The 11,890-nt window shown below is 62.0% G+C and carries 8 protein-coding genes; 1 reads left to right on the top strand and 7 read right to left on the bottom strand.

The features are described 5' to 3' along the window. Positions 1-184 precede the first annotated feature (184 nt). Entirely contained in the window at positions 185-1,291 is a 1,107-nt protein-coding gene (locus JJT62_RS12550) for a tyrosine-type recombinase/integrase (protein WP_202073115.1), read from the top strand. Between the two features lie 310 nt (positions 1,292-1,601). On the opposite strand, the gene repC is transcribed toward JJT62_RS12550, so the two are convergent. The 7 genes from repC to nirD all read right to left on the bottom strand — a co-directional run bounded on the left by repC (position 1,602) and on the right by nirD (position 11,888). Further along, a complete protein-coding gene (repC, locus tag JJT62_RS12555) occupies positions 1,602-2,948 on the bottom strand; it encodes a plasmid replication protein RepC (RefSeq protein WP_202073116.1) in 1,347 nt (448 codons plus the stop codon). A gap of 186 nt (positions 2,949-3,134) precedes the next feature. Beyond that, the gene (gene repB / locus JJT62_RS12560) at positions 3,135-4,118 is read right to left on the bottom strand and encodes a plasmid partitioning protein RepB (protein WP_202073117.1); all 984 of its coding nucleotides are present in this window, start codon (positions 4,116-4,118) and stop codon (positions 3,135-3,137) included. Further along, a complete protein-coding gene (gene repA, locus JJT62_RS12565) occupies positions 4,115-5,314 on the bottom strand; it encodes a plasmid partitioning protein RepA (protein WP_370568553.1) in 1,200 nt (399 codons plus the stop codon). The genes repB and repA overlap by 4 nt, the downstream gene beginning before the upstream one ends. A gap of 538 nt (positions 5,315-5,852) precedes the next feature. Continuing rightward, complete coding sequence (locus tag JJT62_RS12570) at positions 5,853-7,556, bottom strand: bifunctional protein-serine/threonine kinase/phosphatase (protein WP_370568541.1); 1,704 nt, start codon at positions 7,554-7,556, stop codon at positions 5,853-5,855. Between the two features lie 18 nt (positions 7,557-7,574). Further along, complete coding sequence (locus JJT62_RS12575) at positions 7,575-8,837, bottom strand: MFS transporter (protein WP_202073119.1); 1,263 nt, start codon at positions 8,835-8,837, stop codon at positions 7,575-7,577. Further along, positions 8,834-11,539 (bottom strand): nitrate reductase, encoded by a 2,706-nt coding sequence (locus JJT62_RS12580; RefSeq protein ID WP_202073120.1) that lies wholly within the window; start codon positions 11,537-11,539, stop codon positions 8,834-8,836. The genes JJT62_RS12575 and JJT62_RS12580 overlap by 4 nt, the downstream gene beginning before the upstream one ends. A gap of 10 nt (positions 11,540-11,549) precedes the next feature. Next, positions 11,550-11,888, bottom strand: coding sequence for a nitrite reductase small subunit NirD (gene nirD, locus JJT62_RS12585; protein ID WP_202073121.1), 339 nt, complete (start codon positions 11,886-11,888; stop codon positions 11,550-11,552). Positions 11,889-11,890 lie beyond the last annotated feature (2 nt).

Here is an 11,890-nt window from a genome sequence, read left to right on the forward strand (position 1 = left end):
AACCGCCGCTCTTGTCGCATCATATCTAGGTCCGATAATGTGCGCTTATCGGACACGAATCGAGAGGCGCGGATTTCTGGGCGGTAAGCCCGCTTTTCGGCCTTCCAAAGCCCGCCCAGGCGTCGGATTTTTCCGGCCGGAACCAAGCCCAGCGGCCCCAAAAGGGCGTTAAAACGAGGACGACATGGCCGACATCGACGACAATCAGGACGCCGACGACCACGGCGGCGCGTCGCTCGCCGAGCGGGCCCCCTCGCCGCATCTCGCCGCGCTTTCGGAAAAAGCCCGCGATTACGCCCGCGCCGCCCGCTCGGAGAACACCCAACGCGCCTATGACGCCGATTGGCGGCACTTCGCCTCCTGGCTGCGACGCCAGGGGCTCGCCCCCCTGCCCCCGGACCCGCAGACCGTCGGCCTCTACCTCGCCGCCTGTATGGAAGCGGCCCCCGGCCGCAATCCGCTGAGCGTCCCGTCGCTCGAGCGCCGACTGTCCGGTATCTGCTGGCGCTATCGCCAGCTCGGCGCGCCGCTCGACGCCTCCGATCGGCATATAGCGACGGTGCTCGCCGGCATTCGCCGGACCCACGGCCGCCCGCCGGTCCAAAAGCAAGCGATCTTCGCCGACGAGCTGCTCGCCATGCTCGCCGTCCTCGACAATGATCTACGCGGCTTACGCGACAAGGCCATTCTCGCCATCGGCTTCGCCGGCGGCCTGCGCCGCTCGGAAATCGTCGGGCTCGATTGCGGCCCCGGTCAGACCGAGGATGGAACCGGCTGGATCGAGGTTTTTCGTCCCGCGAATAGGAGCGCCGGGGAATCGCCAGAGACGCGCGCTTCAGACGCCTCCGGCGAGGGCGGCCTGCTGCTCACCATCAACGGCAAGACCGGCTGGCGCGAGGTCGAAATCGGCTGTGGCTCCTCTCCCCTCACCTGCCCCGTCGCCATGCTGGAGACCTGGCTGAGGCTCGGGCGGATCAGTCACGGGCCGGTGTTTCGTCCCGTCGCCCGCAAAAATGGCGGCGTCTCGCCGGAGCGCCTGACCGATAAACATGTCGCGCGGCTCGTGCAGAAAACCGCCCTCGCCGCTGGCCTGCGCGGCGATCTCCCTGAGGGCGAGCGCCGCCTGGCTTTTTCCGGCCATTCCTTGCGCGCCGGCCTCGCGAGCTCGGCGCGGATCGAGGAAGCCCATGTGCAAAAACACCTCGGCCACGCCTCCCCGGAAATGACCCGCCGCTACCAACGCAAGCGCGACCGCTTCAAGGTCAATCTCACCAAAGCCTCGGGGTTGTGAATCCTCTGGCGAGCGCCTCGCGCATTCGAGGCTTAAATCGCTGGCGTCACATGGGCCGTAGCGATCGTGAAGCCAGCAACGGCGCGCGATACGCACTCGCTCCAAGATTGAGCAAGCCGCAGGCCTTCCTTCGCCGAAAGGTTCTCGCCGCCAGCACCATGCGCGCTTCCGGCCGGACAACCGGCGACGCGCTCACGAGCGCAAGTTTCAAACACATTCTCCAACGCTGCGATAATGGTCCGCTGGTCCTCGGATGCCGAGCGAAGCTCGACCGACTCGGGCAGTCGTCCAAGCGCGTCGCCTCGGAATGTCACCCTGCCCTTTTTCGCTCCCGCGCTGTTTTCCCAGCCTTTCCGCGCAGCAGCGCCATCAGCACTGGCCCGAGGGAGAATTCCCCTGCCCGCGCCTTGGCCGTCAAAACGCGCAAATAGCCGCCTGCAGATTTGATTTCATCGCCCCGCTGAAGGATCGCGGCGATGACGATCGCGGCGTCATGCTCGCCCAAAACATCGAGCGCCTGCGACCAGGCGTCTGGCGAAACGCCTAAGGCCGACCGCACGATGGCCGACGCGTCCACCAAGTCGCGCCAACAAGAAATCTCACCGCCCTTGGCGTAATCGACGATGTCCGGGCAGGCTTGCAGCACCATTCCGAGCGGGTAAGCGCGCGGCGCGACGGCGGCACGGGCTTCGAGTTTAGGATCGGGTAGCTTTCCTCCCAAATCTCCTGCCCTATCGCCTTCCGTGTCTTCGACGATTGGCCCGAGCGGTTCGGCCCTGCCTTCTCGAAGGCGAGGTTCAAGATCAGAAATGTTTGTGGTTTGATTCTGTATGTGGCGCTCAGTCTGAGACTCATTGCCGCTTGTTTTTTGGCGTTTCACATGGGTTTCCAGATCGTTAGTGATTTCCCCGGCAAGCTCCGCCAGTTCCGTAGCCAAAGCCTCCAACCCTGCCCGCGTCATCTTGCGCGCCAAGCGGCCGGAAAGCGCTCGATAATCGCCGTGGCGGGCCTCCCAATCGCCGGGAACGCCCTCCGCAATGCCGGTCTCGATCATCTTGACGATGTCGCGCCGAGTGAGCGTGATTTTTTCGCGCAACAGGGCCATGGCGCGGTTCTCCGCGCGCACCTCTTCGGCGAGATTTTCGATTTCGTTGGCGCGTGCAATCAACGGCGTCAGGTCGAAACCGAAGGACTCCTCTATCGCGCCGCCTTCCCCGCGTCTCGCGAACCGTTTTCCGTTAGGCGAGTCGCGCCGGATGATCAGGCCTGCCTCTACGAGCGACGCAAGATGCCGCCGCAGAGTCGCCGGCGCCATGCCGTGGGCGCGGATCGAAAGTTCTTTGTTGGAGGGGAAAACGACGACGCCAGGCGCGAGGGGAACAATCCCCTCCTCCGCAGCGGTCTTCGTACCGCCCTTGGACAGAGTCAGCGCGGTTTCCTGGTGGAAGCTCAGCAGGGCATGAAGCACCGACAGCGCGCGATCAGTGACGCCGAGCGGGCTCTTAGCTTCTGTGAGTGAGCGAAACAGCCGCCATTTATGGACAGCCGTCTCCGATGCGTCGGGTTGGGCGACAAAATCCCGTGTCGCCGCTTGCGCCGCCACCATGGCAAGCGACAACGATCGCCGCCCAAAGGGCGTCGTTGAATATGTGCGCATGCTCTTTTGCCTCTTCAGGCAAAAGAAATCAGCTCGCCGAAACGGCGCCGACACTTGACAGCGATTCGCGGAAGTGGGATTCTCTAGGTGCTACTCTATGAGAAGGGCTTCCGGGCGGTGACGTTTCGGGGGCCTTTTTCTTTTGCTGGTTCCTTTTCTTTCCTGATATTCCTACGCAACGATCCGCTACTCACGACTTGTGCGGAATTCCTCATAGAGATCGCTCAGGCGCCTGGCGACGTAAGCCCCGAAATCGGGCTCTATTTTCTCGTCGAAGCGCAATATGGTCGCCTTGGGATCGCGACTGATGCGCGCCAGAGGCGCGCCATCGGGGCGTTTCCATATCTCGTCGCGCGTCGTCTTGGACGCCTTTTCCATCGCCGCCGCAAACGCCTTCAGAAATCGGGCGTCGGAGTCCGCCGGCAAATTTGCGTCGGAAAGAACCGCCTCTACCCGCGCGAGCGTTTTTCTCCCGCGCAAAAGCTCGGCAAGTTGCAGCCATCGCCGGCGTCCAGCTTTTGGCGCCGGTCCGATCGCTCGAACGACTGCATCGGGCAGAGCCCGCGCGGCGGTGATCAACTTCGAAAGCTCGGTTTTGTCGGTGGAGAGCGCCGCCATAATCACGCTGCGATCGTGCCCGCTGTCCTCGAGGGATCGAGCAAAAACGGCGCGCTCGATAAAAGAGAGATCGCGCCGCGCGGAATTCTCGATGCCTTGCGCAATAACGAGCTGCCGGTCATCGAGATTGCGCACGACGGCTTTGATCTTGATCCCGAGATCTTGCGCGGCCTTCAAGCGCCTATGCCCATAGGCCGCCTGATAGCCGCCGCTACGCGTTGGATGGGGCCTCACGAGAATAGGGACTTCCTGACCGTGGGCCCGAAGCGATTCCTTGAGCGTCTGAAACTCGGGATCGTCGAGACCGGAAAATCTGTCTTTGACAAAAGAAACATCGACGGATTGGGGGTCCAATTCGACCACCGCCGAGCCGGTGGCGAGCGCCTCCTGGAGCGTCCGGGATTCTTCCGCCATCCGATCAAGCGTCAAGCTCATCGTTCGCACCGGCCCCGCAAGGACCCTGTCGTTGCTTTGCGGGGCAGGGCGGTCGGACAAGTTGGCCGCGGCCAACTTGTCCTCGAGGAGCGAGGTCAAAATGTTCCGTCGGCTCATGGAATCCGCCCCCAGGTTTTGAGAATGAGCCCGAGAATTTCGCTATTGACCGCTTCCAGAGACTCGATGGCGCGGTCGTAAGTCGCGCGCCCGATCGATCCGCGCTCGAGCTCGTAAAGCGACTGCTTGGTAAGCCCTGCATCCGCAATGGCCGTCGATTTCCATGCCGAGGCGGCGAGCACCTCCTCGCCGAAAAGGCTCCGAAGCAGCGCTACGACCTGCGACTGCGGCCCGTCATGCGGCTCGTGTCGCGTGATGACGTAGCGAATGAAGTCGTGACGGAGATCGCCGGCCGCTTTTCGAACCACCGCCATCAAATCGGACGCCATCAGCAGAAACTGCGACATGGACGCGACGTCGACCATTTGCGGATGAACCGTAATCAGAAGCGCTGTCGCCGCACAAAGCGCGCCGAGCGTCAGATAGCCGAGCTGGGGCGGGCAATCGACGACAACGATATCGTAGTCGGCTTCGATTTCAGCGAGAGCATTCCCGACCCGCTCGAAGAACATGCCGCCGGGCAGCCGCGTCCCAAGGGCCAAGGCGCGCGGCGTTTCGTGCTCGAACTCCATGAGCTCGAGATTGCCGGGGATGAGGTCCAGCCCGTCGAAATAGGTCTTGCGAACGCAATCTCTGACCGAACGTCGGGCCCCGTCATATCGGATGGCGCCATAAAGCGTGTCCCCTTCCGCGAGGTCGAATTCCGGCTGCAATCCGAGCAGGGCGGACAGGGATGCCTGAGGATCGAGATCGACGGCAAGCACCCGGAAGCCCGACATCGCCAGATATTGCGCAAGATACAGACACGTCGTCGTTTTTGCCGACCCGCCCTTGAAATTGACGCAGGCGATGGTCTGCATTTTCTCGCCCGGCCGGCGATGCGGCAACACGGACAGCGCATCGCGCGGTTTGACCCTGGCTATATGCGTGCGCAGCTCGTTAATTTGTGCGAGCGTGTAAGAGCGCCGTCCCGAAGCGCTTATTTCAGGCGCGGGGCCGATCCCGTCGAGAGAGAGCTGTCGAAGATATCCGTCTGACACGTGCAAAAGTTTCGCAGCTTCCCCCGATGAGAAGGATCGGAGCGACTTGTGACTGTCGGGGGGAAAAAGTCGTGTGCCAAGGGCCTGAAGCTGTTCGGACAAAAGGCGCGCATGCGCGGAGATACGCGCATCGGAAGTTGCCGTCGCCTCGTTTATCTGCGCACCCACGATTTTTTCCTGCGATACGATTTGAAAGCGCAAATTCGCCTTGGCCCGTATCAGGACCACGATTCGGCGCCTGTGCGCAACGAATTTTAGGTAAACGAGACGTTAACGCCGAATTTCGGGAACTAGATGACGGAGTTGGCCGCGGCCAACCCAGGACCGAAGACGTCGTCGGATCATTTCGAGCCGCCGCTTAGACAAGCTTGTCTCACAAGACATTTCTGGCCAAAGTGACAAAATCGGTCGAGCATTCTACGTATGCGCAAGGCGGGCGCTCCGATGGGAAAACCGCTCAAGCCGGAAGGGGAGAAAGCACGTCGACAGAGTCCTTGCCGGGGCCCCGAGCGCCAGAGACGGGGTGTCCCAGCAGGGCAGGGGAGTTGGGCTCGCAGAACGGAACCGCTCTAAGTCTCTCCGGCTCCGATAAGCGCTCGGCGCAATTGCTGACAAAGGCGCACGCCAGACCCAGCCGCCGATGGCCATGTTGTGATATCAGCGTCGACAGTCCCTGACACAACGCCATTTGCGCTCATCGTAGCGCCAGCGACGCGATCAGCAGACAAGCCAGCAGCAGACAGAGTCCTTGCCAGAACGCGAGAGGATTGCGCTCGTAAAGGGATTGTTTGCGCAACGGCGCAGGCCCGCTCCGCGCCGCGCCATTCTCGATCTCGAAACCGAACTCCAGGACGTCGCCGAAGCGGTCGCGCGGATCGACTGCAATAGCTTTTTGCACCGCTAAATCGAGCCATGCGGGAAGATCGGGCCTTTTTGCGCAAAGCGGCTGCGGCCGCCCGAAACGCGGCTTACTAAAGGGTTCGACTTCGCCATAGGGATAGGCGCCAGTGAACATGCGGTAGATCGTGACGCCGGTCGCATAGAGATCGGAGCTTTCGTCGCCCACCGCGCCTTGAAACAGCTCTGGCGCCATGTAGCTCGGCGTGCCGGGAATCTCCTGGCTCGTGAAATCATCCAGGCGCGGGGCGCGGCACACGCCGAGGTCGACGAGCTTCAGCCCGCCTTCCCGCAGGAGTATCACGTTATCTGGCTTAACATCGCGATGGATGACGCCAGAGCGATGCAACGTCGCGACGGCCCGGGAAAGGCGCGTCGCAATCAATTGGCCCTCCGCCAGCCCGACGCTCGGCTTCCGCCGCAGGCGCTGCTCTAGCGTCTCGCCTTCGTAGAACGGCATGGCCGAATAAAGGCGGGTCTGCCGCCCCGGCGGCAGTTCGACGATTTCGCCGATAAAGGGGCTCCTCACCCGCGCAGCCACCCACGCCTCATTGACGAAGGCGAGCCTGTAGGTTTCGTCCTCGGCAACGCGGGGGTGAGGGAATTTCAGCGCCAGAGACCTGCCAGTTTGCAGGTCTGTCGCCCGCATCAACAGGCTGTAACGTCCCTCGGAAAGAACCGATTCCAAGCGGAACCCGTCCATTGTTTCGCCGACCGCAGGCCACTCTCGAATGGGAAGAGCCTCGATAGCGCGCGATAAGGCGCGCTCATCCGCCGGAGGCAAATCGACGACGTCCAGAACAAGGGCGGTCGCATTATCGCTGCTTCCAGCGCGGAGCGCTGCTTCGACGATGGTCTCCGCGGTTTCTTGCGGCGAACGACGCTCCCCAAGCATCCCGCATAGAGCGCGATTGCGCAGCGACCCATGGACCCCGTCGGAGCAAATCAGAAAGCGATCATGCAAGGCCAGACTGATAGACGCCTGATCGAAGAGCAGCGCCTCCTCGAATCCCATCGCACGGCGCAGGGTGGCGAAATCGCCGCCCCCGACGATGTGATCTTGCGTCAGCAGCTCCAGACCGCCTGCGTTCAGGCGATAAACGCGCGTGTCGCCGACGTGAACCACGAAAGCGGCGCGGCGCGATAGAATAACCGCGCTGAAAGTCGTCGCCATCCCTTGAAGCGCCGGATCGACGCGCCCCTGAGCCGCGATCCAGGCGTTGGCGGCCTCGAGGGAACGCGCTGCGGCGCGACTGACCCCGATCGTTTCTGGCTGAGCATAATAACCTTCCATAAAGGAGCGAACGGCGGTTTCAGCCGCCGCGCGTCCGCCCTTGTGGCCGCCGACGCCGTCAGCGACGGCGGCGACCACTCCCTGCAATGCGCCGGCGCCGCGAGGGCCGAAACAAATCCCCACGTAATCCTGATTGTCCGGCCGCCGGCCTTTCTCACTGGCGAAGCCCGCTTCGACGCGAAGATCGTGATCATAGCGGGTCAGCACGAGTCGCCTCGAAATCAGCTAGATTCTCGCCCCAGACACCGCGCCCCATGTGGTGCGCCACCGGGTCTTGACGATAAACAAGCCGATGAGGCCGAGCAGCGCAAGAAGGCCGAAGAAAACAAAGCCGCCGCTGAAGCCGCCTGTGGCGCCTTTCGAAAAAGCCAGGGTTTTGGCCAGGAAAAAGCCGCCCAAGCCCCCCGCTGCGCCAACGAGACCCGTCATGGCGCCGATCTCCCGGCGGAACCTTTGCGGCAGCAACTGGAACACCGCGCCATTCCCCATGCCAAGGCAGAGCACGCCGATAGAGAACAAGCCGACCGCCGCGAAGGCGACCGGCGGAAGCTGCGTCAGATTCCAGCCCGCCGCGCCAGCCGCCGGGGCCGGCCCCGCAGGTAGAAGCGCGATCGCGAAGTAGCACAGCGAGACGGCCGCAAAGAGAAAAGACAACGTCTTCACGCCGCCGATCCGATCGGCGATGTAGCCGCCAACGGGTCGGAAACCCGAGCCAAAGGCGACGATGATGGAGACCATCAGTCCGGCGGCGACGCCGGACGCGTGGTACTGCGCCGTGAAGTAAAGCGGCAGCGCAGAGGCGAGCCCGACAAAGCCGCCGAAAGTGATGAAGTAGAAGAACATGAACCATAGGCTGTCGGAGTCGCGCAATATCTTGCCGTAATCGGACAGGCTGATCGTCGCCTTCGCGCCCGGCGCGTCCTTCGCGGCGATTGCGTAAATCGCAAAGACGGCGAGCATCAAGACGAAAAGCACACCGTAAACCGTTCGCCAGCCATATGTCTCGGCGATCCACGGCGCGAACAACGCGTCCAGCACAACGCCCATATTTCCGGCGCCTGCGATGCCCATCACCAAGCCTTGGTATTGCGGCGGATACCAGCGACCCGCCTGGGGCAGGGCGACGGCGAAAGACGCCCCCGCGATGCCGAGCACAATCCCGAAGAGCGCGATCGCTGAAGGACCGGTTAGTCCGAGGACGCTAACGAGCGCAACAGCGAACATCACGATCGCCTGGGCGACGATTCCCGCCTTTTTCGAACCGATGCTATCGGCAATAAGCCCGAGCGGCACGCGGAAAAAGGCGCCGCCAAGAACCGGAATCGCGACAAGCGACAACTTGTCCTCGACAGGGATCTGCATGCCTTTGGTGATGTAGATCATCAGCGGACCGAGAGAGACCCAGGCCATGAAGCTGATGTCGAAATAAAGGAAAGCGGCAAGCAGCGTGGGCCAGTGGCCAGCTTTTTTGAAGTCGTCGAGTTTCATGCGTGCTCCTCTTGGGGTGAATCCTCGGCCGGCGCCATCGCGCGCTTGGCGTGGCTGGTTTTTTCATTGATGAGGCGCTGAATCTCGGGGCGGCATGAGCCACACCCCGTCCCGGCGCGCGTCGCGCGCCCGATGGCTTCGACCGTTCGCGCGCGGCCGTCGATCGCCACCGCTATCTCTCTCGCGCCGACCCCGTGGCAGATGCAGACCGTGCGGCCGCAATCGGCGTGCGACAGCGGCCGGGCGGCAAGAAGCGACATCACGTCTTTTGGATCATGCGAGGCGAATTTCTCGCACAAAAACGCACGCGCCGCTTCGACGGGTTCCCGCGACACGATAAGCGAGCCCAGCGCCCGACCATGTTGATGGGCAAGGAAACGAAACGCCCCTCGTCCGAAATCCTCGACGCAGGCGAGTGCTGCGCTGTCCGCGGTGACGCCAAAGAGTTCGCGGGCGTATCTTTCGAAGTCTTCCGGTTCGCTTAGGCCCGCAAGCTCCATACGCCAGCCAAAACCCGTTCGCGCCAGCGCCCAGTAGCCGGCGTCGACATCGGTAGGTTTGTTGCGTGTCAGCGCGAAGCCGAACCAGGCAGCCGGCCAAGGCTCGATGCCAACGAACGCGCCTTTCGAATTTGGCTGGCCGGAAATCGGATCCGTATTCGCGCCGACAAGCGCGTCGATGCGGCCGCAGCTCGAATTCTGCTGCGTCCAGTGGATCGGCGCAAAAAGCGACCCTCTCCTTTGGCGATCGGTGACAAGCGCGCGAAGAATCACCGAGCCATGCGCATTAGAAAGACGCGCCAGGCTCGCCGGCAGAATATCGAGGGCTCGGGCGTCCGCCGGGTGAATTTCGACAAAGGGCTCGACGATGTGGCGCGACAGGCTTGGCGCGACGCCCGTCCGGGTCATGGTGTGCCACTGATCCCGAATACGGCCGGTGTTGAGCGTGAACAATCCCGCATTGCGCCTCTTTGGCGCATGAAACGGCGTGACGATAAAGCGCGCGCGGCCGTCCGGCGTGAAGAAGCCGCCGTTGGCGAAGAACCTTTGCGATCGTCTGTTTAGGAAGGAGCCCTTGCGCCGCGGCCATTGGAAAGGGGAAAGGCTGTCATAATCGCGTTGCGAAATATCGTCGTAGTCGGAGATATCGAAATCCCGCGATCCATTATTCAGATGACCCGAAAGACCGGCGTATTCCCGAAAAATGTCATGGGGCCCACCGTAGTCGAAACCCCTTGAATAACCCATAAGCTTCGCAACACGGCAGATGCTCCACCAATCCGGCATGGTTTCGCCGGGAGCCCGACGCAGCGGCCTTTGACGCGAGATGCGCCGTTCCGAATTCGTGACCGTCCCATCTTTCTCTCCCCAAGCGCGCGCCGGAAGCAGGACATGCGCAAATTCGGATGTATCCGTGCGCTCTACGACATCGGAAACAACGACAAAGGGGCAAGAGGCCAGCGCGGCTTTCACATTGTCGGCGTCGGGCAAGCTATCGGCTGGATTTGTCCCAATGATCCACAGCGCCTTGATCGTCCCGTCGGAGACGGCCTTGAAGAGTTCAACGGCTTTGAGGCCGGGCTTGGTTGCGATAGTGGGCGAACGCCAATAACGCCGTACGATATCCTGGTGCCGCGGATCATGAAGCTCCATATGGCAGGCGAGCTGATTGGCGAGCCCGCCAACCTCGCGCCCACCCATAGCGTTTGGTTGCCCCGTCACCGAAAAAGGCCCCGCGCCGGGCCTTCCGATACGCCCCGTCGCGAGATGGCAGTTCAGGATCGCATTGACCTTATCGGTTCCATGAATCGACTGATTTACTCCTTGTGAGTAGACCGTCACGACGCGCTCATTCTCAGCGTAAAGCTCATAGAAGCGCTGCAGTGACGCCTGTTCGATGCCTGTCGCCTTCGCCACGGAAGCGATGTCCCACGAATCCGCAATGGCGAGCGCATCGTCGAACCCGTGGGTGTGAAGGGCCACGTAAGACGCGTTGCATTTCCCGCTGCGATCGAGGTGACGAAGCAAGCCAAGGAAAAGCGCGACGTCGGAGCCGGGCGCAATCGAAAGCTGGAGGTCGGAAATTTCGCTCGTCGCCGTGCGCCGGGGATCGACGTTGACGACTCGCATCTCGGGCCGTGTGGCCTTTGCGTTTTCGAGGCGCTGAAATAGCACCGGATGGCACCAGGCGAGGTTCGACCCAACGAGAACAATGAGGTCCGCGAGTTCGAGATCCTCATAAACATTCGGGACGATGTCTGCGCCGAAGGCGCGCTTGTGCCCGGCGACGGTCGACGCCATGCAGAGACGAGAGTTAGTGTCGATATTGGCGGAGCCGATGTAACCTTTCATCAGCTTATTGGCGACGTAGTAATCTTCTGTGAGCATTTGTCCGGAGACATAGAAGGCGACAGAACTGGGGCCGTAGGTCTGTATCGCCTCGCGAAAGCGGCCGGCGACCATTGCAAGCGCCTCGCTCCAACTCGCGCGTTTGTCGAAAATTCGCGGATGAAGCAAACGCTCGTTTAGCGTCAACGTCTCGGCGAGGGTCGCGCCCTTGATGCAAAGCCGGCCGAAATTCGCCGGATGCTCTTCATCTCCGGAAATATGGACTCCGCCGGAGGCGGAAACGGTCGCCTTGACGCCGCATCCGGTTCCGCAATAGGGGCAAGTCGTGCGAATGATTTTAGAAGACGCGCTCATTGTCGCTCCTTCATGGCGTAACGGCGGCGGTCATTTCGAGATAGACGCGCCCCTTTTCGATCTTGACTGGAAAACTGCGCGCACAGCCGTGATCGGCTCCGGTGGCGGATCCACTGTCGAGATCGATGATCCAGTTGTGGAGAGGGCAGGCGACCTTTCGGCCATGAATGATGCCCTCGCTCAAAGGGCCGCCCTTGTGGGGGCATCGATTCTCGAGGGCGAAAACCTCGTCTCCGGCGGTGCGGAAGATCGCTATGTTTCGTCGCGGCGTTTTGACGACACGCGCGCCGCGTTGAGGGATTTGCTCGAGCGGCCCAATGTCGAACCAGTTTGGTGAAAGATGAGTCATCG

The organism is Methylocystis sp. Sn-Cys, from assembly GCF_016745395.1.
GTDB lineage: Bacteria > Pseudomonadota > Alphaproteobacteria > Rhizobiales > Beijerinckiaceae > Methylocystis > Methylocystis iwaonis.

What these genes read in the sequence shown, in the direction of transcription:
- JJT62_RS12575 (WP_202073119.1), bottom strand. Translation starts at nt 8,837, where the DNA reads ATGAAACTCGACGACTTCAAAAAAGCTGGCCACTGGCCCACGCTGCTT.
- JJT62_RS12580 (WP_202073120.1), bottom strand. Translation starts at nt 11,539, where the DNA reads ATGAGCGCGTCTTCTAAAATCATTCGCACGACTTGCCCCTATTGCGGA.
- repB (WP_202073117.1), bottom strand. Translation starts at nt 4,118, where the DNA reads ATGAGCCGACGGAACATTTTGACCTCGCTCCTCGAGGACAAGTTGGCC.
- JJT62_RS12550 (WP_202073115.1), top strand. Translation starts at nt 185, where the DNA reads ATGGCCGACATCGACGACAATCAGGACGCCGACGACCACGGCGGCGCG.
- nirD (WP_202073121.1), bottom strand. Translation starts at nt 11,888, where the DNA reads ATGACTCATCTTTCACCAAACTGGTTCGACATTGGGCCGCTCGAGCAA.
- repC (WP_202073116.1), bottom strand. Translation starts at nt 2,948, where the DNA reads ATGCGCACATATTCAACGACGCCCTTTGGGCGGCGATCGTTGTCGCTT.